The sequence below is a fragment of the Pseudomonas sp. PS1(2021) genome, assembly GCF_020405165.1.
In the GTDB taxonomy this organism is placed as follows: domain Bacteria; phylum Pseudomonadota; class Gammaproteobacteria; order Pseudomonadales; family Pseudomonadaceae; genus Pseudomonas; species Pseudomonas aeruginosa.
The window spans coordinates 2,894,862-2,921,768 of sequence record NZ_CP084484.1 but is presented as its reverse complement, the minus strand read 5'-3'; the positions used below and the strand labels follow the sequence as shown (position 1 = coordinate 2,921,768).

Genomic DNA, 26,907 nt, shown 5'->3' with positions numbered 1-26,907 from the left:
GGCCTCATTCTAGCTCACGGCCGGTACCAGAGCGCCTCGCGCTGAAAAGGAGTTTTTCCTGGAAGATAGGGGTTTTTCAGCTCGATTATTCTCCGCTGCCGAAGGGCAAGCTTGCCCAGCCGCGTCTTGAAATGTCGCTCGAACAGCCGTTCGAAGCTACCGTCGGCAATCGCCTTCTCCAGGCCCTGGCGAATGGCCTCGGCCAGTTCCGGGCGTTGACGCGAAACGAAGAAATAGAAGGCCGCGGGGTAGTGCAGGGCCACGTGCTGGTCGATCGCCAGGTGCAGCCCGGCGCGGGAGGCGTCCTCCAGTTCTCCGTCGATCACTACGACCTCGCGGGGGAAGACCTCGAAGCGGCCGGCATCGAGCATGCGGAACAGGCTCTCGTAGTTCTGGCTGGTCTTCACCTCCAGGCCGTTGGCGCGCAGGATCGGTGTGTCGGCCCAGTCCTGGCGCTGGCCGAAGCGCAGGCGGCGGAGATCGTCGAGGGTCCGCGCCGAGGCCAGGATATCCTTGTTGGCGGCGCTGACCAGGGGAATGCGCCAGCCGATCAGGCCGCGATAGATCGGAATGCGGATCGGCAGCAGGGTCTCTTCCAGGTCGTCGCGGGACTGCGCCCACATCACCTGCAGGCCCGGATCGTCCTGCTCCAGGCGCAGTTGCGCACGGGACTGCGGCATGGGCTGCGCGCTGGGCTCCAGGCGGTAGTCGCCGCCGCTCCTGGCCAGCGCCAGTTGCAGCAGCTCGACGACGTAGGGTTCGGGGTTGCGCCCTTCGGAATGGCGCGGATAGATCACCCGTTCGCCAGCCCCGGCATGCCAGGCCAGCAGGCCGAACAGCAGGGCCAGCCAGCGGAGCGGCGAACCCTGGCCGAGCGGCAGCGGTCTATGTTCACTCAGGCCTATCAGGAGGAATGCCATGGCTGGCCCCCGTACGCGTGCCCTGTTTTCGACATTGTTCGCCCTGTCCCTGGTGACATCCTTGACCCATGCCAGGGATTATCGCTACAGCGACGCTCACGTGCACTATGTGGATTTCTTCCAGGAAAGCGAAGGCATGCCGCGGCTGCTGGAGGCGATGGACAAAGGCCGGGTCGACCATTTGATGCTCAGCGGCGTCGCGGTCGCCAAGAAATGGCACGAGGACGAGCCGAAGCGGCCGCGCTACTACGCTGGCGACGATGCCGGAGCCTATTGGTACAGCGCCACCGACGTGATCGTGGCGGCGGCGGTGAAATCCCTGCCAGCCGAGCAGCGGCGGCGCGTGCATCCGTTCCTGACCGGTTTCAACCCGACCGACAAGAACGCCGACGCGCACATCCGTCGCATGCTGGAGCTGGACCCGGGACTCTGGCAGGGCATCGGCGAGATCTTTACCCGGCACGACGACCTCACCGCGCTGACCTACGGCGACGTGCCGAGGGCCAACAACGAGGCGCTGGCGCGGGTCTATCACCTGGCCGCCGAATTCGACCTGCCGGTGTTGCTGCACGCCAACGTCACTTCCAAGCGCGAACGTAACCCGCTGTACCTGGCGGAAATCGAGGAGCCCCTGCGCAATCACCCGCATGTGCGGTTCATCTGGGCCCATGCCGGGACCAGCATGGAGATCCATCGCCACCAGAAGAAACTGGACTTCCTCCTGCCGACCCTTGGGCGTCTGCTGCAGCGTTACCCGAACCTCTACATCGACCTGTCCTGGTCGGTGTTGCGCCCGTACCTGCTGGACGAGCAGGGCAAGCCCGACCCGCAGTGGCTGGCACTGGTCGAGCGGTTTCCGCAACGCTTCATGCTCGGTTCCGATGTGGTCGGCCAGTTCGACAGCCTGCCCGAGTTGATGGCGAGCTTCGATCCGTTCCTCGACGCCTTGCCCGAGCAGGTCGCTCGCCAGGTGGCGCGGGACAACTTCCTGGCGGTGCTGCCGCGCCAGCCCGCCGATCCGCGAGGCGAATAACCCGGATTCGTCATCAGTCTGTCATGCCGGCGTCATAGGCTCGCGCCAGTCCCATCCAGGAGTGAGTCATGTCCTTCATCCGTTCTTGCATCAGTCGTTCCGTCTTCCTGCTCGGCGCCGGCGTCGCCGTGGCGGCGCAGGCCGAGGTGCGTATCGACGGCCCCATCGAATATGGCGTGTTCGAAAGCCGCTACCAGGATTTCCAGCCCGGCGAACGGGTATTGACCCGTAGCGAGCAGAACATCCAGCAGACCACCGAAGTCCCGGCCAAGCTCGGCACCAAGTTCGGCATGCGTTATCAACTCAGCGGCAAGCAGGAAGGCGATACGCCTTTGACGCTGCTCTACCTCACCCCGGGCGTGGTCACTCCGGATGGCCAGCGGCATGACAAGTTCGAAGTGGTGCAGAAGCTGGTGCCGGGCGCGCCGACCGATGTCATGGCCTACGAATTCACCGAGCCGCACGAAGTGGTGAAGGGCGAATGGCGGTTGATGGTGTTCCAGGGCGATCGCCTGCTGGCGGAGAAATCCTTCGACGTGCGCTGAGCGCGAGCCATGCAGAGCGCTGGTTTTCTTGTGTCGCGTGGATAACGCGGGGGCGCCATTCGCTCTACCGGGCAAGGGTTGCCTGCGTGCGGCAGGGCGAATAACCGCCCGCGGTTATCCGCCGTTTTGGCGGCGTACGCGCGGATGCCGATGGTAGCCTGTTCGTCCTTCGATCAGTCCCTGCTGACCCGGGTATCTTCCGCGGCGAGCGGACTGCCGTCGCCGGCGCGTACCTGCAGGCGCGGCACCGGCTGGCCGCTGTCGCGCTCGACCAGGCGGACATGGGATTCGTCCGGGGCGAAGAAATAGTCCTCGCCCCACTGCCGAATCGCCACCAGCAGGGGGAAGAGCGCGCGTCCCTTGTCAGTCAGGCGGTATTCCTGGTGACTGCCGCTTTCGGCCGGGACCGCCACCATCACGCCGTGCTCCACCAGGTTGCGCAGGCGCGCCGCCAGGATGTTCTTGGCCAGGCCGAGGCTCTTCTGGAATTCGCCGAAGCGCGTCAGTCCTTCGAAGGCATCGCGCACGATGAGCATCGACCAGCCGTCGCCGATCACGTCCAGCGGGCGGGCGACTGGACAACTGGCTTGCTTGTGGCTGGTGCGCTTGACCATCTGGGCGGCTCCGGAGGGGGAGAGGATCGGGTTTCATGGTAAAACCCGGGCTTCACGCTGGGCAACCGGAGGAAGTGCGCCGCCGTGAGACGGCGCACGGCATGGTCAGACGACGAAGCGGGTGACCATGTTGTTCAGGTCGATGGCCAGTTGCGACAGTTCCTGGCTGGCGGCGGCGGTCTGGTTGGAGCCGGCGGACGTCTGCAGCGAGATGTCGCGGATGTTCACCAGGTTGCGGTCGACCTCGCGGGCCACCTGGGCCTGCTGCTCGGAGGCGCTGGCGATCACCAGGGTACGCTCGTTGATCTGGCCGACCCGCTCCGCGATCTCGTTGAGCGCCAGGCCGGCGGCTTCGGCGATCTCCAGCATGTTGCGGGCGCGTACGCTGCTGCTGTCCATGGCGCCGACCGCGGCGCCGGTGCCTTCCTGGATGTTGGCGATCATCTGCTCGATCTCGCGGGTGGATTCCTGGGTGCGATGGGCGAGGGCGCGAACCTCGTCGGCGACCACGGCGAAACCGCGGCCCTGCTCGCCGGCGCGAGCCGCCTCGATGGCCGCGTTGAGCGCCAGGAGATTGGTCTGTTCGGCGATACCGCGGATCACGTCGAGGACCTTGGAAATGTCCTGGGCCTTTTCCGCCAGGCCGCCGACCAGCGCCGAGGTATTGTCCACTTCTTCGCTCATCAGGCGGATCGCCTGGACCGTCTCCAGTACCCGCTGGCGTCCGTTCTGCGCCGATTGCTCGGAGGCGGACGAGGCGTCCGAGGTGGAGCTGGCGTTGCGCGCCACTTCCTCGACGGCGGCGGTCATCTCGTTGACCGCGGTGGCGGCCATCTGGATTTCGTCGTTCTGCTGGGTCAGCGAGCGGTTGCCCTGCTCGGTGACGGCGCTGAGTTCCTCCGCGGCGGAGGCCAGTTGGGTCGCCGAGCTGCCGATCTGCTGGATGGTCTGGCGCAGTTGTGCCTGCATGCCCTGGAGGGCGACCAGCAGCTTGGCCGGTTCGTCGCGGCCAGAGGTGTCGATGCGGCTGGTGAGGTCGCCGGAAGCGATCACCTCGGCCACTCGCAGCGCCTCGCCGATCGGTTGGGTGATGCTGCGGGTGAACAGCCAGGCCAGTACCACGGTAGCGAGGCCGGCGACCAGCAGTACGCCGATCACTGCGGCGAAGGCGCTGTCATAGACCTCATCGGCCGTGTGGCTGGCCTGGCTGGCGCCCTTGACGTTGAAGTCGATCAGCGCCTGCAGTTGCTGCTGGGTGGCGCGGTACTGGTCGAGCAAGGTGCTTTCGGTGTACTGGCGGGTCTCTTCCAGCGGCTTGCTGCGCGACATCTGCACCAGGGTCTGCTGGCTTTGCAGGAGCGTCTGCCGGGTAGCCAGGTAGCGCTCGTAGATCGAGCGCTCGTCGGCACCACTGATCAGCCGTTGGTAGGCGCCCTCGCGATCGGTCAGTTCCTTGCCGATTTCTGTCATGCGGCTTTCCAGGAAGCGCTTGCTGCTATCGTCCGCCGCCAGCACATGGGCCAGTTGCACCTGCCGCAGTTCGGCGAGCAGAACGTTCAACTCGGCGCTTTCGCGGACGCTAGGCAGCCAGTTGTCGCTGATGTCCGAAGAGGCTTCGTTGAGCGAACCCATCCGGTTCAGGGAAAAGATGCCGGTGATGACCAGCAGAGCGGTGATCAGGGCGAAACTCAGGGCGGCACGGGTCGCGATGGGCATACTGCGCAAAGACATGATGGCGGATTCCAGGGGGCAGGAAGAGGGACGGGGCTGACCAGTACTATCGGCAGGCAGGGCGGGAGGTTTAGCCCGTTCATGCAGTCCGGGTAAAGAAACGCTGGGTACAAAAAAGCGCCCCGGAGGGCGCTTCATGCGGCGATGGAGGGAATCAACCCTGCCAGCGCTTGAGGACCAGGGTGGCGTTGGTGCCGCCGAAGCCGAAGCTGTTGCTCATGACGGTATCGAGCTTGGCGTTCTCGCGGGTCTCGCGGAGAATCGGTAGGTCGGCCACTTCCGGGTCGAGTTCGTCGATGTTGGCGGAGCCGGCGATGAAGCCGCCCTCCATCATCAGCAGGCAATAGATCGCCTCGTGCACGCCGGCGGCGCCCAGCGAGTGGCCGGACAGGCTCTTCGTCGAGCTGATGGCCGGCGCCTTGTCACCGAACACTTCGCGCACGCCTCGGATCTCGGCGACGTCGCCGACCGGGGTGGAGGTGCCGTGGGTGTTCAGGTAGTCGATCGGCGCGTCGACGGTGGCCAGCGCCTGCTGCATGCAGCGGATCGCGCCTTCGCCGCTCGGGGCGACCATGTCGTAGCCGTCGGAGGTGGCGCCGTAGCCGACGATCTCGGCGTAGATCTTGGCGCCGCGCTTGAGCGCATGCTCCAGCTCCTCGACCACCACCATGCCGCCGCCGCCGGCGATGACGAAGCCGTCACGCTTGGCGTCGTAGGCGCGGGAGGCCTTTTCCGGCGTGTCGTTGTACTGGGTGGAGAGGGCGCCCATGGCGTCGAACAGGCAGCTCTGGCTCCAGTGTTCCTCTTCGCCGCCGCCGGCGAAGACCACGTCCTGCTTGCCCAACTGGATCTGTTCCATGGCCTGGCCGATGCAATGGGCGCTGGTGGCGCAGGCGGAGGAGATCGAGTAGTTGACGCCCTTGATCTGGAACGGTGTGGCCAGGCAGGCCGATACGGTGCTGCCCATGGTGCGGGTCACGCGGTATGGGCCGATGCGCTTGACGCCTTTCTCGCGCAGGGTGTCGATGGCTTCCATCTGGTTCAGGGTGGAAGCGCCGCCGGAGCCGGCGATCAGGCCGGTGCGGGGGTTGGAAATCTGTTCCGGAGTCAGGCCGGAGTCCTTGATCGCCTGCTCCATCGCCAGGTAGGCGTAGGCGGCGGCATCGCCCATGAAGCGGAAGACCTTGCGATCGATCAGCTCTTCGAGGTTCAGGTCGACCGAACCGGAAACGTGGCTGCGCAGGCCCATCTCGGCGTAGGACGGATTGAAGCGAATGCCGGGCCGACCCGCACGGAGGTTGGCGGAAACGGTGTCTTTGTCATTGCCGAGGCAGGAAACGATGCCCAGACCGGTGATAACGACGCGACGCATGCGGATAACCCTTAGAAGCTGTCAGTGGAGGTGAACAGGCCGACGCGGAGGCCTTCGGCACTGTAGATTTCGCGGCCATCGACGCTGACGGTGCCGTCGGCGATGGCCAGGACCAGCGAACGATTGATCGTGCGCTTGATATGAATGTTATACGTGACCTTCTTCGCTGTCGGCAGAACCTGACCGAAGAACTTCACTTCGCCCGAACCCAGGGCGCGGCCGCGGCCGGGGTTGCCCTGCCAGCCGAGGTAGAAACCGACCAGCTGCCACATGGCATCCAGGCCCAGGCAACCGGGCATGACCGGATCGCCTTCGAAGTGACAGGCGAAGAACCACAGGTCCGGGTTGATATCCAGCTCGGCGACCAGCTCGCCCTTGCCATACTTGCCGCCGACATCGCTGATGTGAACGATGCGATCGATCATCAGCATGTTGGGGGCGGGAAGTTGCGCGTTACCCGGGCCGAACAGCTCGCCGCGACTGCAGCGCAGCAGGTCTTCTCGGGTGAAGGCGTGTTGTTTGGTCATGCGAGCTCCTCAAAAATCCCTGAACTGCAGGGTTGTGGCGGTTCGTCCAGCGGCCGTCGCGCCGGGTTATTGTATCGGCGTCGCAGCGGCAGCCTAGTCATAGACTGTTGCGTTGCGGTGAAAGTCACAGTGTCCGGCGAACAGATGTTCACTTTATTCCCGCGTCCGCTTGCCGCCCTTGTCGTAGATCACTCCGGCTCCCCTCGTCCGGTTTCGTTCGATGTCACGGGGAGTTCCGGCTGCGAGCCGATCCAGCGTTGCAGTATGCGTTGCAATTCCGCCCGTTTGAATGGCTTGGCCAGGTAATCGTTCATTCCCGCCTGCAGGCAGTTCTCCCGATCGCCCTGCAGGGCGTTGGCGGTCAGGGCGATGATCGGTACCTGCCGGCCGTTCTCCTGGGCCCTGATTTCCCGTGTCGCCGAGTAGCCGTCGAGCACCGGCAGGCGGCAGTCCATCAGGATCGCGTCGTAGCGCTGGCGCTCGGCGCTGCGTACCGCCTGGATACCGTCGGCGACCAGGGTGACGCGATAGCCGAGGCTGCGCAACATGGCTTCTATGACTGTCTGGTTCACCGGATTGTCCTCGACCAGGAGGATTTCCTGACCGGCGGCGACCGGGGCGGCGTCGCCGGCGGCCTGCTGCCGGTGCGCCGGCGACTGCTGGAAGGGCAGCGGAATCTCCAGGGTGAAGGTCGATCCCGAGCCTTCCTTGCTCTCTGCCTGCAGGGTGCCGCCCATCCGTTCCGCCAGGGTCCTGGCGATCGCCAGGCCGAGCCCGGTGCCGCCGTAGCGTCGGGAAATCGACGAATCCGCCTGCTGGAAGGCGTCGAACATATGTTCCAGGCGTTCCGGCGAGATGCCGATGCCGCTGTCGTGCACCGCGCAGGTCAGCCACAGTACGTCGTGATCGAGAGCCTGCCACTCCAGGCTGAGATGGATGGCGCCTTCCTCGGTGAACTTCAGCGCATTACCCAGCAGATTCACCAGGATCTGTCGGATCCGCGTCGGATCGCCGCAGACCTCGATATTCTCCAGGCCGGCCTGGATCTGCAATTCCAGCGCCAGTCCGCGTTGCTGGGCGCTGTGCTGGAACACCAGGGCGGAGCCTTGCACCAGTTCCAGCAGGTTGAAGGGGATGCACTCCAGTTCAAGCGCGCCGCGTTCGATCCTTGAGAAATCGAGAATGTCGTTGATGACCTTCAGCAGGTGTTCGGTGGACTCGGTGGCCAGCGCCGTGTACTCGGCCTGTTCGCGGGTCTGCTCGGTGGTTTCCAGCAGTTGCAGCATGCCCAGCACGCCATTCATCGGGGTGCGAAGCTCGTGGCTCATCATCGCCAGGAAGTCGGACTTCGCCCGGTTCGCCTGCTCCGCTTCCTCGCGGGCGCTGATCAATTGGCTGATCGCCTGTTCCTGTTCCCGGCTCGCGCGGTCCAGCCCGCTGGCGAGATTGTTGATGTGACGGGCCAGGTCGCCGATCTCGCCGTCGTCGAGGATCGGCAGGCTGGTCTTGTAGTCGCCGCTCTGGATCGCCTCGACCGCCTGGCCCATGGTACTGATCGGCGCCGACAGGCGCTGCGCCAGGCGGCGCGCGACGAGGAAGGTGAGGATCAGGGCGAAGGCGGCCAGCAGGGCGGCCTTCAGGAGGATTTCCTGTTGCCGCTGGCTGAAGGCGTCGTTGGACATGCCGACCACCACCCGGCCGAGGTAGTCCTCGCCGGACTGGCCGTCGCCTTCGCTGGCGCCATCCAGCAGCGGGTCGCTGGCCAGGGCGATACGCTGGCGCTGGATGGTGGAGTGGAAGATGTCGATCGGCGCGGCGTTCTGCAACGCGCCGGGCAACTGTTCGACGTACACCAGGATATTGTCGTTGCGGTCGCGTACCTCGATGAAGCGCACATGCGGGGTGTCGAGGGTGGCCTGCAGCAGCTTCTGCAGCACGGGCGTGTTGCCGGCGATCACGCCGTATTCGGCGGCCGGCGCCAGCTGGTCGGCGATCAACTGGCCGGTATGGGTCAGTTCCTGGCGCAGGTCCTGCAGGCGCGAGTAGGTGAAGTAGGCGGTGAGCAACAGGGTCAGCAGCAGCGCCGGGCCCAGGCTGATCGCCAGCATGCGGGTACGGATGTCCCAGCCGTGGCGCTGGCTCATGGTTCTTCTCCTTCGGCGAGGCGCCGGCCGAGGTCGGCGTCGCTGGCCAGGTCGATACCCAGGGAACGGGCTACCTGCCGATTGCCGAGCACCTTGAAATGCCCTGGATAGAGGCTGAGGGGCCAGTGCCTGGGCGCCTGGCCGAGCAATTCGTCGAGGGTGTCCAGCCAATCCTCCTGGTCGCTGTAGCTGCTCGCCAGGCTGCCGGCCTTGACGAAGGCTGCGGTGGGGCCGAGCAGCGCGCGGTTCTTGGCGTAGCTGCCGAGCAGCAGGCTCTTGATGCTCTGCGAGTTGTACAGCTGTTTGTCGTCGATGCCGAGCAGCAGGTCACTATTGCCGAGCAGGAACTGCAGCGGGCGCGGGTCGTCGTTGCCGCTGCTGCTGGCGACGAACAGCTGGAGCCCCTGGCTGCGGGCCTCGCGGCGAAGCTCGTCGAGGAGGAATTCGCTGTCCTTGCCGTAGAGCACGCCGATGCGCTGGATGCCCGGCAGGATCAGGCGCGCCAGGCGGAGCTGGCGGGACGCCGGCGGGTCGCTCCAGAGTACGCAGAGACCTCCGACGCCGTGTCCGCCATGTCCGTTGGCGCCTGGCAGCAGGCGCTGGCCATCGACCCGGTTGAGCAGCAGCGCCAGGGTCGGCGGCGCCCGGTGCTGGCGCAGGCGCCAGGCCAGGGCCTCGGGGCCGAGCAGGAGCAGGCGGGTGTCGTCGGCGAAGACCACCCCCTCCGCCAGGGCCGCGGGCGTGCGCAGTTCCACCTGGTCCTGCGGCCGTCGCTGCGCCAGGGCATCGCGAAAGGCGTTCACCGCGGCCCCCTGGTTGGCGCTGACCAGGACCAGTTGCGCGGCCTCGCCGACATGCGGGAGACAGCAGAAGACGAGCGCGAGCAGCGCCTGGAAAGCCCGGCGGGCGGGGCGCAAGCGACGCATCTAGAACGTCACCTCGGCGCTGAAGTAGAGCAGGTGGCGGCTGTCGTAGCGGTTGTCGGGAAACGTCAGCGGTTCGTCGTCGAGACGCTGCTGGAGCACGCCGGCCAGTTCCAGGGCGGCCTTGCCCAGGGGAATGCGCTTGGCCAGGCGCAGGTCGACGCGTTCGAAACGATGTCCATTGAGCGAGTCGTCGCCATAATAGAAGAGGGCGCTGGACCAGCCTTGGCCCCAGTCGTGCATCCAGCCGGCCGAGCCGCCGTGGCGGGCGGTCAGGCGCCGGTCGTAGCGACTGGTGGCGTCGTAGTCGAGATAGGCGTAGGTGGCGCGCAGGCGGTCGCGTAGGCCCAGGCGCCAGTCGAGCTGGCCTTCCGCGCCGGAGAAGCGGATGCGATCGCCGTTGTCCGGACTGAAGTCGACGACGCTGAGCGGATCGCTGATCAGTCCGGTGATTTCCTCGTGGAACAGGCGTACATCCACGGCCAGCCCGGTCTCGCGGAAAAAACCGTTGTAGCCGATCTCGCGCGAACGGGTGTGTTCCTTGCCCAGGTCGCCGGGGCCGTGGGCGCTGGCGAAGTAGTAGGCTTCGCTCTGCCCATAGGGCGCCGGTGTCAGGTGGCGGACCCGGTAGCGCCAGTCGACGTCGTTTTCGTACATGCCCGGTGACCGCACTGCCTCCGAATAGACCGCGCGCAGGCTGTGCTGGGGGTTGAACAGGTAGTTCACCGCCAGCCGCGGGCTGAACGAACTGCCGGAGCCCTCGACGTCTTCGAGCATCCCCCCGCCCTGCAGCAGCCAGTGTTCGCCGGCATGCCACTCCAATTGGCTGAACAGCCGCCAGATCTGGCTGCTGACCCTGCCGCCGTAGAAAGTCTCGGAGTTTGCCTGGTCGTAGCGGTAGCTCAGGCCGTTCAGCAGGCGCAGGTTGTCGCCCAGGCTGAGGGTGTCCTGCATCTCCAGGTCGTAGCGGCTTTCCCGGATGTTGCGGTCGACCCGTCCGCAGACCGGACGCAGTCCGCCATTGCGTAGCTGGTCGAGGACCTGGGTCGCCAGTTGCAACTCCTGGGCGCTGCCGGGCGGCAGCCGGGTCGGATCGTCGGCGAACCTGCGCAGGTAGTCCGGGTTCAGTTCCCAGAGCTGCGCCAGTTGCGGGCTGAAGGCAATGGCCGCCTCGCAGGCGTTCCATTCCTGCCGGCGCTCCCAGTGCTGTGCGTAGCCTTGTATATAGAAGCTGTGGCGCGGGTCGAGGTCGACATTCCAGCGCAGCGAACCGGCATAGTCGTGGGCGAGCGTATCGGAGTTGTCGATGTCGTCGGGAACCTGGGGAAACGGCGAGCGGTAGGCGTAGGGGTGCTGGTTCGAGCCTTCCTTGGCCGCCAGTTGCCACTCCAGGCTCTGGTTCGGCGCCAGGCTGTGGCTGGCGTTGAGGTTGAAGCGGCTGAGCCGGCGGCCGTCGCGCAGGGCGTGACCGTCGTGGTCGTGGTCGAAGCCGTCGTCTTCCTGGCCGGACAGCGACAGGCGGAAGTCGCTGTCTTCCAGGGCGATGCTCTGGCTGGCGTACCAGTCGCGGATGCCGCGCTGGCCTGCGGTGTACTTCAGACGCGTGCCGGGCGACTCGCCGGGGGCGCGGGTGATGATGTTGATCACCCCCATCAATGCGTTGGCGCCGTAGCTGACGGTATTCGGCCCACGGAACACTTCGATCCGCTCGACATCCTCGAGGGCCAGCGGCAGGTCGCTCCAGTCGACGCTGGCAAGGCCCGGGCGGTACACCGAGCGGCCGTCGATCAGCACCTGCAGGCGCCGCGCCCCCGACATGCTGGTGCCGTGGTAGTTGACCGTGGGCTGGTTGCCGGACAGGTAGCCGACCATCATGCCCGGGACCAGGCGCATCAGTTCGGGAATGTCGCGGGCGCCGCTGGCGACGATCAGCTCGCGGTCGAGCACGCTGATGCTGCCGGGAACTTCCGCCGGGGATTGTTTCAGGCGTGTCGCGGTCAATACTTCGGGAACGCCGCTGGGATCGTTGAACAGGTCGGCGGCCGCGAGCTTGCCGCCGAACAGCAGGGCCAGCAGGGTCAGGGAGGCGGGAGCACGTGAAGCGATGGGCACGGAACGACCTTGTTCTCGATAGGTATTGTCTGGCCCGGGCATGGTAAACGAGGCGCGGGCTTTTGCCAGCGCCGGCGTCAAGACTGGTCGGCCGGCTGGCCGACCGTATAATGGCGTGATTGCCGCGTGGCGGCCAGAAATGGATGAATCATGACAGAGCAGCAACCGATTGCCGTGCTCGGCGGCGGCAGTTTCGGCACCGCCATCGCCAACCTGCTGGCCGAGAACGGCCAGGCGGTCCGCCAGTGGATGCGCGACCCGGAGCAGGCCGAGGCGATCCGCACACGACGCGAGAACCCGCGCTACCTGAAAGGGGTCAAGGTGCATCCCGGGGTCGAGCCGGTCACCGACCTGGAGCGCACCCTGGCCGATTGCCAACTGATCTTCGTCGCCTTGCCCTCCAGCGCCCTGCGCAAGGTGCTGCAACCACACCAGGCGGCATTGACGGACAAGCTGCTGGTGAGCCTGACCAAGGGCATCGAGGCGCACACCTTCAAGCTGATGAGTGAGATCCTCGAGGAAATCGCCCCGCAAGCCCGCATCGGGGTGATTTCCGGCCCGAACCTGGCGCGCGAGATCGCAGAGCACGAGCTGACCGCCACGGTGGTCGCCAGCGAGGACGACGAGCTGTGCGCCCGCGTCCAGGCGGCCCTGCACGGCCGCACCTTCCGCGTCTACGCCAGCCGCGACCGCTTCGGAGTGGAACTCGGCGGTGCGCTGAAGAACGTCTACGCGATCATGGCCGGCCTGGCCGCGGCGATGGACATGGGCGAGAACACCCGCAGCATGCTGATTACCCGCGCGCTGGCGGAAATGACCCGGTTCGCCGTCAAGCTCGGTGCCAACCCGATGACCTTTCTCGGCCTCGCCGGCGTCGGCGACCTGATCGTCACCTGTTCCTCGCCGAAGAGCCGCAACTACCAGGTCGGCCACGCCCTCGGCGAGGGGCTCAGCCTGGAGGAGGCGGTATCGCGCATGGGCGAGACCGCGGAGGGTGTGAACACTCTCAAGGTACTCAAGGAAAAGTCCGACGAGATGCAGGTGTACATGCCGCTGGTCGCCGGTCTCCATGCGATCCTCTTCGAAGGCCGCACCCTGGCGCAGGTCATCCAGCTGCTGATGCGCGGCGAGCCGAAGACCGACGTCGATTTCATTCCCACCACCGGCTTCTGACGAGGAGACCGCCATGTCCGCAGACCCGCAAGCACGCGAATCGATCGCCATCCGCATCCTCTGGATGCTGCTGTTCGTCCTGGTCTGGCAGGTCGCCGAACTGCTCCTCGGGGCGGTGGTGGTGATCCAACTGGTCTACCGACTGATCTACGGCGCGCCGAACGGCAGCCTGATGGCTTTCGGCGACAGCCTCAGCCAGTACCTGGCGCAGATCGGCCGTTTCGGTACCTTCCACAGCGACGAGAAACCCTGGCCGTTCGCCGACTGGCCGAGCGCCCGCGCCGCCGAGGGCGAGGCCGCCCACAGCGTGCCGCCCGCCGCGCACCCGGCGCGCGACGAAGAGCCGAAGTTGTGAAACTCTGGCTGTTGCGCCACGGCGAGGCCGAACCGCACGCCAGCCGGGATTCCGAGCGGCGCCTGACCGCCCATGGACGCAAGGAGGTGCTGCAGAGCGCCGCGCGGCTGGCCGGGTTGCCGCTGGACGGGATTCTCGCCAGCCCCTACGTGCGCGCCCAGCAGACCGCCGAGCTGGTGCGCGAGGCACTGGGCCTGGTCGAGCCGGTCGGCACCGCGCCCTGGTTGACCCCCGACGACGATCCGCGCGAGGTGCTCGGTTTCCTCGACGAGCGCAGCGAGCGCAATCTCCTGCTGGTCAGCCACCAGCCCCTGGTCGGGGCGCTGGGCGGTCTGCTGGTGCATGGCAACCGGCGCGATCCGTTGCCGATGAGCACTGCCTCGCTGGCCGAGCTGGAAGGCGACTTCGCCGCCGCCGGGCTGATGACCCTGGTCTCGCTGCATCACCCGCGGCACGGCTAGGAAGCGCCTGGCACAACGACTACAAACCGAAACATTTCCCGGCTTGCCTGCGGTTGGCTGTGATGGAATATTCGACCAAGCAAGTGCTTGGTCGATCTCCCAGAACAACAACAACGGAGGCGGTACGTGGTCACTGCAAATCGTCTGCCGCTCGAAGTCTTCTTCGAGCGCGAAAAGCGTCATCCGCAACGGCGTTACCTGGTGCAGCCCATCGGTGGCGGCCGGGTCGAGGAGCTGAGCTGGGGCGAGGTGGGCGACCAGGCGCGGCGTGCAGCCGCCTGGTTGCGCAGCCTGGATCTCCCCGCCGGCAGCCGTATCGCGATCATCTCGAAGAACTGTGCGCACTGGATCGTCATTGACCTGGCGATCTGGATGGCCGGGCACGTTTCCGTCCCCCTCTATCCCAATCTCACCGCCGAGTCGGCGCGCCAGGTGCTGGAGCATTCCGAGTCGGCGGTGGTCTTCGTCGGCAAGCTCGACGACTGGCCGGCGATGGCGCCCGGAGTCCCCGAGGGCATACCGACCGTGGCCATGCCGTTGCACCCGGAAGGGCGTTTCGACCGCCAGTGGAGCGACCTACAGGCCTGCGCGCCGCTCGAAGGCGACACGCCGACCGCTGCCGAGCAACTCGCCACCCTGATCTACACCTCCGGAACCACCGGCGTGCCCAAGGGGGTGATGCACAACTTCAGCAGTTTCGCCTTCGCCGCCAGCCGCGGCGTGGAACTGTTCGGCACCCGCGAAGACGACCGGATGCTCTCCTACCTGCCGCTGTGCCACGTGGCGGAGCGGATGTTCGTCGAGATGGGGTCGCTCTACGGGGGAACCACGGTGTTCTTCGCCGAAAGCCTGGACACCTTCGTCGAGGACATGAAGCGTGCGCGGCCGACCCTGCTGTTCGGCGTGCCGCGCATCTGGACCAAGTTCCAGATGGGGGTGTATTCGAAGATGCCGGCGCAGAAGCTCGACCGCCTGCTGAAGCTGCCGATCCTCGGCCGCATCGTCGGTCGCAAGGTGCTCGCCGGGCTAGGCCTGGACGCGGTGCGCTACGCGCTCTGCGGCGCGGCGCCGGTACCCGAGGCGCTGCTGCTCTGGTATCGCCGCCTGGGCCTGGATGTGCTCGAGGTCTACGGGATGACCGAGAACAGCGGTTACTCCCACGTCTGCCGGCCCGGCAGGCAGAAGACCGGCTGGATCGGCCAGAACAGCCCCGGCGTCGAGGTACGCATCAGCGACGAGGGCGAGGTGCAGGTGCGTAGCGGCGCGACCATGGTCGGCTACTACAAGGAGCCGGAGAAGACCGCAGAGGTGCTCACCGCCGATGGTTTCCTGCGCACCGGCGACAAGGGCGAGCAGGACGCCGAAGGCAACCTGCGCCTGACCGGGCGGATGAAGGAAATCTTCAAGACCAGCAAGGGCAAGTACGTGGCGCCGGCGCCGATCGAGAACCGCCTGGCGGTGCACGATCGCATCGAGCAGGTCTGCGTGGTCGGCGAGGGCCTCAGCGCGCCGCTGGGGCTCTGCGTGCTCTCCGAGGTCGGTCGCCGGGAGGCCCTCAACGGTACCCGCGGGGCGCTGGAAAGCAGCCTGCGGGCGCACCTGGAACAGGTCAACGGTGCGCTCGACAAGCACGAGCGCCTGGTCGGCCTGGTCCTGGTGCAGGAAACCTGGGCGGTGGACAACGGTTTCCTCACGCCGACCTTGAAGATCAAGCGCAATATGGTGGAAGGTGCCTATGGCTCGCGCTTCCACGAATGGGTGGAACGCCGCGAGGCCGTGCTCTGGCACGAATGACTCCCACCGACGGGAAGCCCTTGGCTTCCCCCTTGCGCAAGGAATTCCCATGAGCCTCTGGCGACAAACGCCCGACCTGGAGCAACTGAACGCCTCGCAGAAGAACAGCATCGGCGACCTGCTTGGCATCCGCTTCGAAGCCTTCGACGACGAGTCGCTGACCGCGAGCATGCCGGTCGACTCGCGTACCCACCAGCCGTTCGGCCTGCTGCATGGCGGCGCCTCGGTGGTCCTCGCGGAAAGCCTGGGCTCGATGGCCAGCTACCTGTGCGTCGATACCAGCCAGTACTACTGCGTCGGCCTGGAAGTGAACGCCAACCACCTGCGTGGCCTGCGCAGCGGCCGGGTCACCGCGGTGGCCAGGGCGATCCACCTGGGGCGCACCACCCATGTCTGGGACATCCGCCTCAGTGGCGACGACGGCAAGCCGAGCTGCATCGCCCGCCTGACCATGGCGGTGGTGCCATTGGCGGGCAGGGCGGGCTGAGCGCGGTCCGCAATTTTGTCCAAGATCGTTCCGTCCCGCGGGCGGTAGAGTAGCGGGATGGAACAGATCACCCATCTCAGCAGCGGGATTCCCGGCGTACGCCTGATAGACGCCGAGCACAACCGCTTTTCCTTTCCCCGGCACTTCCACCTGGAGTACCACATCGGCTTGCTGTTGCAGGGCCGGCATCGCTATGCCGCCGGCGGCGAACGGCGCCTGGCCGGGGCCGGCGACGCGTTGCTGATGGCGCCGGAAAGCATCCACGACGGCAGCAGCGCCGGCGAGGAGGGCTACCGTATCCGCGTCCTGGCGCTCGATGCCGACTGGCTGGAGCGCGCCAGCCGTGACTTCAGCGACGGCCGTCGGGGGGCGCCGCGTCTGACCAGTAGCCTGGTCCGCGACGAGCGTCTGCAGCAGCGCCTGCGTCAGTTGCACCTGGGCATGCTCGGCGGAGCGGCGGCGCTGGAGAACCGTCTGGCCCTGGAAGAGCACCTCTGGCAGGCGCTGGCCTGCCTGCTCAGCCTGGGCAGCAGCCTGCGCCTGGAGGAGGGCGACCGGGAAGGCTTCGGCCAGCGCGACTGGACGCGGCTGCGCGACTGGCTGGAGTCGCGCCTGGAGTACCCGCCGAACCTGGAGGAACTGGCCGCCTTCTGCGGCCTGAGCCCCTGGCAGGTGCTGCGGCGCTTCCGCCGTCACTGCGGCCTGCCGCCCCACCAGTGGCTGACCCAACTGCGCCTGGAGCGCGCCTTGCCGCTGGTTCTGCGCGGCGAGCAGCCATTGAGCCAGGTGGCACAGCAGTTCGGTTTCTACGACCAGGCGCACTTCAGCCGTCTGTTCCGGCGCACCTATGGGTTACCGCCGGCGCGCCTGCGCCAGCGCTGATTCGCGTTTTCCTTTCCGATCCCTTTTTCGTGGAGTAGCCATGCAGGAATTGTCTGTCTTGCTGACCCTGGCGGCGGTGTTCGCCATAGCCCTGGTCAGCCCCGGTCCCGATGTCGCCCTGGTGGTGCGCACGACCCTGCACCAGGGGCGGCGGGCCGGCCTGGCCAGCGCGCTGGGGCTGGCCTGCGGGATTCTCCTGCATACCACCCTGGTGCTGACCGGCGTGTCGCTGCTGCTCAGCCGTACGCCTGTGCTGTTCGCCATCCTGCAGGCGCTCGGCGCGCTGTACCTGGCCTGGCTCGGCGTCGGCGCGCTGCGCGCCTGGCTGCGGCGCGGCGACGGCCAGCCGGGCCGGCTCGACGGGGCACTGCCGCCGTCGCCCCTGGGGCCCTGGCTGCGCGGAGTGGCGACCAATCTGTTCAATCCCAAGGCGCTGGTGTTCTTCATCGCCTTGCTCGGCAGCCTGATTCCCGCGCAGATGTCGCTCGGCGGCAAACTGGCGGTGGCGGCGCTGCTGTTCGGCATGGGCGCCTGCTGGTTCGGCCTGCTCAGCCTGACCCTTACCCGCCCGGCCCTGCAGGCACGCCTGTTGCGCGCGGTGCCCTGGCTGGACGCGGCCTGCGGGGTGGTGTTCCTGCTGGTGGCGGCGGCGATCCTCGAGCATCTCGTCCGCTCTGCCTGAGGTTTTGGCCGCTTCGCCGTGCAAGGCAGCCGGCAAAGCCATTGCCGCCTCGGCGAGGCTGCCGGAGAATCCCTGGCATCAGCCCTGTCGAGACGTCGCGCATGTCGCAATCGGTTTTCTTCGCCCACGCCAACGGCTTCCCGTCGGCTACCTACGCCAAGCTGTTCGAGGCGTTGGCGCCGGAGTACCGGGTGGATCACCTGGAAATGCACGGGCACGACCCGCGTTTCCCGGTGAACGACAACTGGGACAACCTGGTGGACGAACTGCTGCACCACCTCGCCAGCCTGGAACAGCCGGTCTGGGGCGTCGGCCATTCCCTCGGCGGCGTGCTGCACTACCACGCGGCGCTGCGCCGGCCGGAACTCTACCGCGGCGTGGTGATGCTCGATTCGCCGGTGCTGACCCTCGCCGACCGCCTGGTGATCCGTGCCGCCAAGCGCTTCGGCTTCATCGACCGGATCACTCCGGCCGGGCGCACCCTGGGGCGTCGCGAGGCGTTCCCCGACCTGGAAGAGGCGCGGGCGTACTTCTCCGGCAAGGCGCTGTTCCGCCGCTTCGACCCCGATTGCCTGGAGGCCTACGTACGCCACGGGCTGGCCGACAGCGGCGGCGGTTCCGGCCTGCGCCTGCGCTTCGATCCGGCCACCGAGATCAGCATCTACCGTAGCGTGCCGCACAGCAGTCCGGGGCGTCCACGACAGTTGCAGGTGCCGCTGGCGATGGTGCGCGGGCGGCACAGCAAGGTGGTGTTGCCGCACCACACCCGGCTGATCCGGGCGATGCCGCGCGGCGAGTTCATGTCGCTGCCCGGCGGCCACATGTTCCCGCTGGAGCGCCCGCGGGAAACCGCCGAACTGCTGAAAGGCGTGTTCGATCGCTGGTCGCGGGCGACCGAGGAGCGTTCGGCATGAGCCTGCAGGTCGAGGAAGTACGCATCAGCCTGCCGCACATCGAACTGGCCGCGCATCTGTTCGGTCCGCCGGACGGCAAGCCGGTGATCGCCCTGCATGGCTGGCTGGACAACGCCATGAGCTTCTCGCGCCTGGCGCCGAAGCTCGCCGGGCTGCGTATCGTCGCCCTTGACTTCGCCGGCCACGGGCATTCCGCGCATCGTGCCGAGGGTGCCAGCTACCTGCTCTGGGACTACGCGCTGGACGTGCTGATGGTGGCCGAGCAACTGGGCTGGGAGCGGTTTTCCCTGTTGGGGCACTCGATGGGCGCCATCGTCTCGGTGCTGCTCGCCGGGGCCTTGCCCGAGCGCATCGAGCGGCTGGCGTTGATCGATGGCCTGATTCCCTACACTGGCGAAGCCGACAAGGCGCCGCAGAAGCTCGGCGAAGCGCTGAAGGCGCAACTGGCGCTACGCCACAAGCGCAAGCCGGTCTATGCCGAGCTGGAAAAAGCCGTGGAAGCGCGGATGCGCGGGGTCGGCGAGATCTCCCGGGAGGCCGCCGAACTGCTCGCCCAGCGCGGCCTGGAACCGGTGCCCGGCGGCTATACCTGGCGCACCGACGCGCGCCTGACCCTACCGTCGCCGCTGCGCCTGACCCAGGCCCACGCGCTGAACTTCGTGCGCAGCGTGGAGTGCCCGGTCAGCCTGGTACTGGCCGAGCAGGGCATGCTGGCGGTGGAGCCGCGCATGCGGGCGCTGCTGGAGACCCTGCCGTTCGAGCGGCACCACCTGCCGGGCGGGCATCACCTGCATCTGGACGACGAGGCCGGGGCGCAGGCGGTGGCCAGGGTCTTCGCGGCCTTCTTCGCGCGCTGAAACACCGGCTTGCCGTTGTTTCCTTGACTATTCCGGGTCCAGCCGTAAGGCTGGACGGATCGTTACGGAGAGTCACCGCATGATCGATCTCTACACCGCCGCCACGCCGAACGGCCACAAGGTTTCCATCGCCCTCGAGGAAATGGGCCTGCCCTACAGGGTGCACGCGCTGTCGTTCGACAAGAAGGAGCAGAAGGCTCCGGAATTCCTCAGGATCAATCCCAACGGCCGCATCCCGGCCATCGTCGACCGCGACAACGACGACTTCGCCGTCTTCGAGTCGGGCGCGATCCTCATCTACCTCGCCGAGAAGACCGGGCAACTGATGCCCGCCGACGTCAAGGGCCGCTCGCGGGTGATCCAGTGGCTGATGTTCCAGATGGGCGGGGTCGGCCCGATGCAGGGGCAGGCCAACGTGTTCTTCCGTTATTTCCCGGAGAAGTTGCAGGGCGCCATCGACCGCTACCAGCATGAGACCCGGCGCCTCTACGAAGTTCTCGACGGTCGCCTGGGCGAGGCCGAGTACCTCGCCGGCGACTACAGCATTGCCGATATCGCCACCTATCCCTGGGTGCGCATCCACGACTGGTCCGGTGTCGCCGTCGACGGGCTGGACAACCTGCAGCGCTGGATCGCCGCCATCGAGGCGCGTCCCGCGGTGCAGCGCGGACTGCTGGTGCCGCGGCGGGAGAAGGAGGGCGACGACGCCATCCGTACCGTCCAGTCGATGCTGACCCGTTGAGGGCCGGTATGCGAGGGTTCCTGTTGCTATCCCTGGGCGTTTTCAGCTTTTCGGCGCTGGCCGCCGACCTTCCCGGCAGCCATGACCTGGACATCCTGCCGCGCTTCCCGCGCGCCGAGATCGTCGACTTCCGTCAGGCGCCGAGTGAGGAACGGATCTACCCGCTAGGGGCGATCAGTCGCATCAGCGGTCGCCTGCGCATGGAGGGCGAGGTGCGCGCCGAAGGCGAGCTGACCGCACTGACCTACCGCTTGCCGCCCGAGCACAGCAGCCAGGAGGCGTTCGCCGCGGCGCGCACCGCGCTGCTCAAGGCCGACGCCACGCCGCTGTTCTGGTGCGAGCGACGCGACTGCGGCTCCAGCAGCCTGCTGGCCAACGCCGTGTTCGGCAATGCCAAGCTGTACGGCCCGGACGAGCAGCAGGCCTACCTGCTGGTGCGTCTGGCGGCGCCGCAGGAGAACAGCCTGGTGGCGGTCTACTCGATCACCCGTGGCAATCGCCGCGCCTACCTGCAGGCCGAGGAACTCAAGGCCGATGCGCCGCTGGCGGAACTGCTGCCGAGCCCGGCGACCCTGCTGCGCCTGCTCAAGGCCAACGGCGAACTGACCCTCAGCCATGTGCCGGCGGAGCCGGCCGGCTCCTGGTTGGAGCTGCTGGTGCGGACCCTGCGCCTGGATACCGGGGTGCGGGTCGAGCTGTCCGGCAAGCACGCCCAGGAGTGGCGCGACGCCCTGCGCGGGCAGGGCGTGCTGAACAGCCGCATGGAGCTGGGCCAGTCGGAGGTCGAGGGCCTGCACCTCAACTGGCTGCGTTGAACGCGTTCGCCCGGGCCTGCGGGCCCGGGCGATGGCGAAAATGCCTTCGGCAAGGCCGCCCGCCAGAGTAGACTGCCTTTCCCCCGCGCCCCACGCTCCGGCTGGAAACGGCGCACGCCGAGCGCTGTCTATCGGTGTATCCCCCTTTGAGGAAGGCCTGCCTTGATGTTCGATAACGATCGGCTGTTGCTTCGCGTGCTGCTGTTCGGTCTGCTCGGTGCCAGTCTCTGGGTGCTGGCGCCATTCTGGTCGGCGCTGTTCTGGGCCGCGGTGCTGGCTTTCGCCAGTTGGCCGCTGATGCGCATGCTCACGCGCCTGCTCGGTGGCCGCGAGTCGCTGGCGGCGGGCCTGCTGACCCTGGGCTGGATCGTCCTGGTGGCATTGCCGCTGATCTGGCTCGGCTTCGGCCTGGCGGACAACGTTCGCTCGCTGATGGAGCTGCTGAAGAATCTCCAGGTCGAGGGCCTGCCGCCGCCGCCTTCGTGGATGGCCGGCGTACCGCTGATCGGCGACCGCCTGATCGGCTGGTGGGACTCCATCGACCAACAGGGCGTGGCGTTCTTCTACGTGCTCAAGCCCTATGTCGGCGAGGTCGGCAACTGGCTGCTGGCGCGCAGCGCGAAGATCGGCGGAGGGATCCTTGAACTGGTCCTCAGCCTGATCCTGATCTTCTTCTTCTACCGCGACGGGCCGCGCCTGGAGTCCATCGTCCACCGTGCCCTGGAACGCCTGATCGGCAACCGCGCGGAGCACTATCGCGACCTTGTCGCCGGCACCGTACAGCGGGTGGTCAACGGGGTGATCGGTACCGCCGCGGCGCAAGCCCTGCTGGCCTGGATCGGCTTCATGATCGCCGGCGTACCGGGAGCCATGCTGCTCGGCCTGCTGACCTTCGCCTGCAGCCTACTGATGGTCCCGCCGCTGGTCTGGGGTCCGGCCACCGCCTGGCTGTTCTTCAAGGGCGACTATGGCCACGGGGTGTTCCTCGGCCTGTGGGGCTTCTTCATCATCAGCGGGGTGGACAACATCCTCAAACCCTACCTGATCAGCCGTGGCGGCAACCTGCCGCTGGTGGTGGTGCTGCTCGGGGTATTCGGCGGCCTGCTGGCGTTCGGCTTCATGGGCCTGTTCCTCGGCCCGATCCTGCTGGCAGTGGCCTACAACCTGCTCAGCGACTGGATCGCCAGCACGCCGCGGACGCCGCCCGCGGAAGGGCGCGGCCCGGATGCCTGAGTGACGAAGGAGAAAAAGCCCCGCGATGCGGGGCTTTTTGCGTCTGCGGGCTACAGGTGTTCGCTGCGGGCCCCCACGTACTGGCTGCGCCCGGCGCCGAGGCCGAACAGGGTGGCGGCGATGGCGACGCCGATGAAGATATAGCCGACCGCGTTCCAGCCGCCGGTCAGGTCGTGGACCACGCCGACCATGAACGGCCCCATGGCCGCCAGGGTGTAGCCGACGCCCTGGGCCATGCCCGACAGATGCGAGGCGACGTGGGCGTCGCGCGAGCGCAGGACGATCAGCGCCAGGGCGATGCTGAAGGTACCGCCCTGGCCGAGGCCGAGCAGGACCGCCCAGCCCCAGATGGTCTGCAGCGGCGCATAGAGGAAGCCGAGCAGGCCGGCGAGGGTGGTAGCCATCACCAGCACCACCGCCAGGCGCTGGTCCCTGGCGCGAGCGGCGAGCCAGGGCGCGAGCAGGGCGGTGATCAGTTGCAGCATCACCGAGCCGGACAGCACCAGGCCGGCTTCCACCGCAGTCATGCCGCGGTCGATCAGGATCGACGGCAGCCAACCGAAGACGATGTAGGCCAGGGACGATTGCAGGCCCATGTACAGCGTGACCTGCCAGGCCAGCGGGTCGCGCCACAGGCCGACGACACGGAAGGCCTGGCGATGGGCGTGCTGGCCCTGGCGGGTCTGCGGCAGCCAGAAGGCGGCGGCGAGGATCGCCGGCAGCGACCAGAACGCCAGCGCCAGTTCCCAGTTGCCGAAGAGCTTCTCCAGCGGCGCGGTGGCGCCGGCGGCGAGCGCTGCGCCCAGGCACAGGGCCATGGTGTAGACCCCGGTCATCACCCCGGCCTGGCGCGGGAAGTCGCGTTTGACGATGCCCGGCAGGAGCACGCCGATGATGCCGATGCTGGCGCCGGCCAGGACGCTGCCGGCGAACAGGCCGAACACCGGGAACAGGCTGCGCAGGACGATGCCGCCGGCCAGGCAGAAGAGGATCAGCAGCACGCTGCGTTCGGCGCCGATACGCCGGGCCAGGCGCGGCGCGAGCGGCGCGAACAACCCCAGGCAGAGTACCGGCGCGGTGGTCAGCAGGCCGGCGGCGGCGGCCGAGAGGCCGGTATCGTCGCGTACCTGGTTGAGCAGGGGGGCGAGGCTGGACAGCGCCGGGCGCAGGTTCAGCGCCACCAGCACCAGGCCCAGCAGGAGCAGCCAGGGGCGTAGCGGCGGCGCCGGCGGGGCTGGTTCGTCGTCGACTTCGGCATCGATCAGCAGTTCTTCCGGAGGATGGCCGGGGTGCGCTCCCGGCCGGGCATTCAAGGCGTGAGTCATGGGTCTGTCCCGGGTTCAGATCAGCAGTGCGCGGTTGGCCGCGGCGGCAGCGTCCGGGTCTCCGCGTTCTATGGCATCGAGCAGTTGCTGGTGCAGCTCGAAGCAGGGCTGGGCCCTTTGTGGGTCGGCCATGGTGCGTTCCAGCGAGGTCCGGATGACCTGCGAGAAGTAGCGGTAGAGTTCGCTGAGCACCGGATTGTGGGCGGCATCGACCATCCGTTGGTGGAAGCGGACGTCGTGCTCGATGTAGTCCTGCAGGTCGTCGCTGCCGTAGCGCTGGCGCGAAGCGTCGAGATGCTCGCGCAATGCGCTCAGGTCGCTGTCGTCGCGGCGAACGGCAGCCAGGCGCGCCGCCTCGATCTCGATCATCCCGCGTGCCTCCAGGGAGTGCTGCACCGCGCTGCGCGCCAGCACCAGCATGGTTTCCAGCGGATCGGCGCAGGCGCGCACGTAGGTGCCGTCGCCCTGGCGGACTTCCAGCACGCCGGAGAAGGTCAGCACGCGCACCGCTTCGCGCACGGTGTTGCGGCTCATGCCGAGCAGCTCGGCGAGTTCCGGCTCCGGCGGCAGGCGCTGGCCGAGCGGCCAATGGCCGGCGTCGATGCGCTGGCGGATCTGCTCCAGGGCGATGTCCACCAGGGAGCGCTTGAGGGGAATGGTCACGGAAGAAACATCCAATCATCGGATGAATTTGCGCGCAGGATACCTCGGCAGCTGCAAGCCCGGAAAGCGTCGCTCGGGGAAAAAGCGTTGGCCTGGCGGCGAGACGCATGGCGCTGCGTCGCCAGGTCGCCGATGCGTCAGCCTACGGCGGCGGTTTCGCCGGCGCGCAGGGACATGCCCAGTTGCGCTCGTCGGCGCAGCCAGGGACTGGGCCGGTAGCGCGGGTCACCGGTAAGCGCCTGCAGGCGCTGGAGAATGCTCAGCAGGCGCCGCGGGCCGAGGCGGTCGCCCCATTCCAGCGGGCCGTGGGGATAGCCGAGGCCGAGGTGCACCGCCTGGTCGATATCCTCGACGCTGGCAATGCCCTGCTGGGCGATGTCGCAGGCGAGGTTGACGATCATCGCCAGTACCCGCTGGACGACGAAGCCGGGACTGTCGCGCAGCACCGTGACCCCGGCGCCGTCGCCAGCCAGTAGCGCGTGGGCGGCGTCGCGCATGGCCGGGGTAGTCAGCGGCGAGAGCATCAGGCAGCGCCGGCGCTCGAGGTCGCAGAGCAGGTCGATGCCGACGCTGCGCTCGGCGGGACAGGCGAAGCGCTGCACGGCGCTGCTCAGGTCCTCGCCCCAGGCGGCCAGCAGGCAGAGCGCTGCGGCGGAAGGGCGTTCGCCGGTTTCCGGCTCGACGCCGAGGCGATGCAGCAGTTCGGCGAGCGTGCGGCGGTCGTCCTCGTTTTCGCAGCCCAGCCACACCGGTGGTCGGGCGGCGGCCTGCGGCACCGGTTGCGGACCGGGCTTGTCCTGCGGCTGGCCGTCGACGTAGCGATAGAAGCCCTGGCCGCTCTTGCGCCCGAGACGGCCGGCGGCGAGCAACTGGCGGGTCAGCGGGTGCGGGCGGTAGCGCGGTTCCTGGTAGTACTGCTGGTAGATCGATTCCATCACCGGGTGCGACACGTCGAGGCCGGTAAGATCGAGCAGTTCGAACGGCCCCATGCGGAAGCCGGCGCACTCGCGCAGCACACGGTCGATCTCGGCGCATTCGGCGACGCCTTCGCCGAGGATGCGCAGGGCCTCGGTGCCATAGGCGCGGCCGGCATGGTTGACGATGAAGCCGGGGCTGTCCTTGGTCCGTACACCGCGGTGGCCTAGGCGCGCGGCGAGGGCGAGCAGGGCGTCGCCGACTTCCGGAGCGCTGGCCAGGCCGTCGACCACCTCGACCACGCGCATCAGCGGCACCGGGTTGAAGAAGTGAAAGCCGGCGACCCGCTGCGGCCGCTCGCAGGCGGCGGCGATGGCGGTGATCGACAACGACGAGGTATTGCTGGCGAGGATGGTCTCCGGCGCGACTATGGCTTCCAGCCGGCGCAGCAATTCCTGCTTGGCTTCCAGGCGCTCGACGATGGCCTCCACCACCAGTTCGCAGTCGCCGAGTTGTTCCAGGCGTTCCGCCACCCGCAGCCGGTTTTGCGCGGCCTCGGCGTCGGCGGCGCTCAGCTTGCCTTTGCCGCACAGGCTCTCGAAGGTCTGCCGCAGGCGCTGGCGTGCCTCGGCGGCGGCCTCGGCGCGGCTGTCGAACAGCCACACAGTCAGGCCGGCCTGGGCGGCGATCTGGGCGATCCCGGTGCCCATCGCACCGGTACCGACCACGGCGATACAACGAATATCGGGCATCGTCTATTTCCCCTGGTAGTTCGGCGGGCGTTTCTCCAGGAAGGCGTGCATGCCTTCCTTCTGGTCCTGCGAGTCGAACAGCAACTGGAACGCCTTGCGTTCCAGGGCCAGGGCACTGTCCAGCGGCAGGTCGGCACCGGCCAGGACCACCTCCTTGATCTGCGCCAGCGCCAGAGGGGGCAGGCGGGCGATCTCCGTGGCCAGTTCCAGGGCGCGCGCCAGCGTCGACTCGTCCGCCACCACTTCGCTGACCAGGCCCATGGCCAGCGCTTGCGGAGCCTTCACCAGGCAGCCGGTGAACAGCATGCGCAGCGCCTGGAACTTGCCCACCGCCCGTACCAGGCGCTGGGTGCCGCCGGCACCCGGCATCACCCCGACCTTGATCTCCGGCTGGGCGAACTGTGCCGACTCGCCGGCGACGATCAGGTCGCAATGCATCGCCAGTTCGCAGCCGCCGCCCAGGGCGAAGCCGTTGACCGCGGCGATCACCGGCTTCGGGCAGCGCGCGATGGCTTCCCAGTAGCGCTCGCTGTGGCGGCCGTACAGGCCGATCGCCGTGCTCGTCGAGAGATCGCGGAGATCGGCGCCAGCTGCAAAGCAGCGCGAGTCGCCGGTGAGCACGATGACGCGGATCGCCGGATCCGCGCCGAGCGTCTGGAAGTGGCTGGCGAGGCGCTGGCGCACTTCGTCGTTCAGCGCGTTCCTGGCTTGCGGACGATTGAGGCGAAGCAGGGCGACATCGGCTGCGGGAAATTCGAGCAGAACCACGGGCGAAGGATCGGCGGACATGGAAGCTCCGATGAATTGATATTTCGCTATGCGAAATATAGTTTCATGATTTATCGAAAATAATCAGCGCCAGCCGGGGCGTTGTAAATACTCGCGTCGGATTTCGGACGATCTACTTATACAATTTACTGTTTTAAAAGGATTTTA

At 67.3% G+C, this 26,907-nt stretch carries 26 protein-coding genes; 14 read left to right on the top strand and 12 right to left on the bottom strand.

Features of this window, described 5'->3' with window-relative positions; genetic code table 11:
• Positions 1-14 precede the first annotated feature (14 nt).
• Positions 15-920, bottom strand: coding sequence for a substrate-binding periplasmic protein (locus tag LE197_RS13975; protein WP_003097899.1), 906 nt, complete (start codon positions 918-920; stop codon positions 15-17).
• Between LE197_RS13975 and LE197_RS13970 the strand changes: the two genes are divergently transcribed.
• On the top strand, positions 919-1,953 hold the full coding sequence (locus tag LE197_RS13970) for an amidohydrolase family protein (protein ID WP_028681474.1): 1,035 nt from the start codon (positions 919-921) through the stop codon (positions 1,951-1,953). The genes LE197_RS13975 and LE197_RS13970 overlap by 2 nt on opposite strands.
• A gap of 68 nt (positions 1,954-2,021) precedes the next feature.
• A complete protein-coding gene (locus LE197_RS13965; protein WP_003087466.1) occupies positions 2,022-2,498 on the top strand; it encodes a DUF3859 domain-containing protein in 477 nt (158 codons plus the stop codon).
• 173 nt (positions 2,499-2,671) lie between these two features.
• Here LE197_RS13965 and LE197_RS13960 read toward each other — a convergent pair whose 3' ends face one another.
• From LE197_RS13960 to LE197_RS13930, 7 genes are all read right to left on the bottom strand, one after another.
• Entirely contained in the window at positions 2,672-3,112 is a 441-nt protein-coding gene (locus LE197_RS13960) for a winged helix-turn-helix transcriptional regulator (RefSeq protein WP_003087468.1), read from the bottom strand.
• A gap of 105 nt (positions 3,113-3,217) precedes the next feature.
• A complete protein-coding gene (locus LE197_RS13955; RefSeq protein WP_003097894.1) occupies positions 3,218-4,843 on the bottom strand; it encodes a methyl-accepting chemotaxis protein in 1,626 nt (541 codons plus the stop codon).
• A gap of 154 nt (positions 4,844-4,997) precedes the next feature.
• Entirely contained in the window at positions 4,998-6,215 is a 1,218-nt protein-coding gene (gene fabB / locus LE197_RS13950; protein WP_003097892.1) for a beta-ketoacyl-ACP synthase I, read from the bottom strand.
• Between the two features lie 11 nt (positions 6,216-6,226).
• Complete coding sequence (gene fabA / locus LE197_RS13945) at positions 6,227-6,742, bottom strand: 3-hydroxyacyl-[acyl-carrier-protein] dehydratase FabA (RefSeq protein ID WP_003087475.1); 516 nt, start codon at positions 6,740-6,742, stop codon at positions 6,227-6,229.
• A gap of 188 nt (positions 6,743-6,930) precedes the next feature.
• Positions 6,931-8,886 carry an ATP-binding protein gene (locus LE197_RS13940; RefSeq protein WP_003097889.1) on the bottom strand — a complete coding sequence of 652 codons (1,956 nt, stop codon included), beginning with the start codon at positions 8,884-8,886 and terminating at the stop codon, positions 6,931-6,933.
• Positions 8,883-9,641, bottom strand: a complete 759-nt coding sequence (locus LE197_RS13935) for an ABC transporter substrate-binding protein (RefSeq protein WP_012614313.1) — start codon at positions 9,639-9,641, stop codon at positions 8,883-8,885. The genes LE197_RS13940 and LE197_RS13935 overlap by 4 nt, the downstream gene beginning before the upstream one ends.
• A 171-nt stretch (positions 9,642-9,812) precedes the next feature.
• Positions 9,813-11,921, bottom strand: coding sequence for a TonB-dependent receptor plug domain-containing protein (locus LE197_RS13930; protein ID WP_012614312.1), 2,109 nt, complete (start codon positions 11,919-11,921; stop codon positions 9,813-9,815).
• Between the two features lie 150 nt (positions 11,922-12,071).
• Between LE197_RS13930 and LE197_RS13925 the strand changes: the two genes are divergently transcribed.
• From LE197_RS13925 to LE197_RS13870, 12 genes are all read left to right on the top strand, one after another.
• On the top strand, positions 12,072-13,094 hold the full coding sequence (locus LE197_RS13925; RefSeq protein WP_003087482.1) for an NAD(P)H-dependent glycerol-3-phosphate dehydrogenase: 1,023 nt from the start codon (positions 12,072-12,074) through the stop codon (positions 13,092-13,094).
• A gap of 13 nt (positions 13,095-13,107) precedes the next feature.
• Entirely contained in the window at positions 13,108-13,449 is a 342-nt protein-coding gene (locus tag LE197_RS13920) for a DUF4389 domain-containing protein (RefSeq protein WP_003097882.1), read from the top strand.
• Positions 13,446-13,910: a phosphohistidine phosphatase SixA gene (sixA, locus tag LE197_RS13915; protein WP_003117751.1), complete on the top strand. Its 465-nt coding sequence runs from the start codon at positions 13,446-13,448 to the stop codon at positions 13,908-13,910. Before LE197_RS13920 ends, sixA begins: the two co-directional genes overlap by 4 nt.
• Positions 13,911-14,036: 126 nt before the next feature.
• On the top strand, positions 14,037-15,704 hold the full coding sequence (locus LE197_RS13910) for an AMP-binding protein (protein ID WP_003122891.1): 1,668 nt from the start codon (positions 14,037-14,039) through the stop codon (positions 15,702-15,704).
• Between the two features lie 49 nt (positions 15,705-15,753).
• Entirely contained in the window at positions 15,754-16,191 is a 438-nt protein-coding gene (locus tag LE197_RS13905; protein WP_003087490.1) for a hotdog fold thioesterase, read from the top strand.
• Positions 16,192-16,248: 57 nt separating this feature from the next.
• On the top strand, positions 16,249-17,073 hold the full coding sequence (locus LE197_RS13900) for an AraC family transcriptional regulator (RefSeq protein ID WP_003097872.1): 825 nt from the start codon (positions 16,249-16,251) through the stop codon (positions 17,071-17,073).
• Between the two features lie 40 nt (positions 17,074-17,113).
• On the top strand, positions 17,114-17,755 hold the full coding sequence (locus LE197_RS13895; protein WP_012614311.1) for a LysE family translocator: 642 nt from the start codon (positions 17,114-17,116) through the stop codon (positions 17,753-17,755).
• 101 nt (positions 17,756-17,856) lie between these two features.
• A complete protein-coding gene (locus LE197_RS13890) occupies positions 17,857-18,669 on the top strand; it encodes an alpha/beta fold hydrolase (RefSeq protein WP_003097869.1) in 813 nt (270 codons plus the stop codon).
• Positions 18,666-19,526 carry an alpha/beta fold hydrolase gene (locus LE197_RS13885; RefSeq protein ID WP_003097867.1) on the top strand — a complete coding sequence of 287 codons (861 nt, stop codon included), beginning with the start codon at positions 18,666-18,668 and terminating at the stop codon, positions 19,524-19,526. The genes LE197_RS13890 and LE197_RS13885 overlap by 4 nt, the downstream gene beginning before the upstream one ends.
• A gap of 79 nt (positions 19,527-19,605) precedes the next feature.
• Positions 19,606-20,268 (top strand): glutathione S-transferase family protein, encoded by a 663-nt coding sequence (locus LE197_RS13880; protein ID WP_023108988.1) that lies wholly within the window; start codon positions 19,606-19,608, stop codon positions 20,266-20,268.
• An 8-nt stretch (positions 20,269-20,276) separates the two neighbouring features.
• The gene (locus LE197_RS13875; RefSeq protein WP_003097863.1) at positions 20,277-21,083 is read left to right on the top strand and encodes a DUF4892 domain-containing protein; all 807 of its coding nucleotides are present in this window, start codon (positions 20,277-20,279) and stop codon (positions 21,081-21,083) included.
• A 165-nt stretch (positions 21,084-21,248) separates the two neighbouring features.
• A complete protein-coding gene (locus LE197_RS13870; RefSeq protein WP_003097861.1) occupies positions 21,249-22,316 on the top strand; it encodes an AI-2E family transporter in 1,068 nt (355 codons plus the stop codon).
• Positions 22,317-22,366: 50 nt separating this feature from the next.
• Here the strand turns inward: LE197_RS13870 and LE197_RS13865 are convergent, their stop codons facing one another.
• The 4 genes from LE197_RS13865 to LE197_RS13850 all read right to left on the bottom strand — a co-directional run bounded on the left by LE197_RS13865 (position 22,367) and on the right by LE197_RS13850 (position 26,760).
• Positions 22,367-23,641, bottom strand: a complete 1,275-nt coding sequence (locus tag LE197_RS13865; RefSeq protein ID WP_003122889.1) for a CynX/NimT family MFS transporter — start codon at positions 23,639-23,641, stop codon at positions 22,367-22,369.
• A 15-nt stretch (positions 23,642-23,656) separates the two neighbouring features.
• Positions 23,657-24,304: a FadR/GntR family transcriptional regulator gene (locus LE197_RS13860; RefSeq protein WP_003122888.1), complete on the bottom strand. Its 648-nt coding sequence runs from the start codon at positions 24,302-24,304 to the stop codon at positions 23,657-23,659.
• A 137-nt stretch (positions 24,305-24,441) separates the two neighbouring features.
• Complete coding sequence (locus tag LE197_RS13855; protein ID WP_023096832.1) at positions 24,442-25,971, bottom strand: 3-hydroxyacyl-CoA dehydrogenase; 1,530 nt, start codon at positions 25,969-25,971, stop codon at positions 24,442-24,444.
• A gap of 3 nt (positions 25,972-25,974) precedes the next feature.
• The gene (locus tag LE197_RS13850; protein WP_003144826.1) at positions 25,975-26,760 is read right to left on the bottom strand and encodes an enoyl-CoA hydratase; all 786 of its coding nucleotides are present in this window, start codon (positions 26,758-26,760) and stop codon (positions 25,975-25,977) included.
• Between the last annotated feature and the right edge of the window lie 147 nt (positions 26,761-26,907).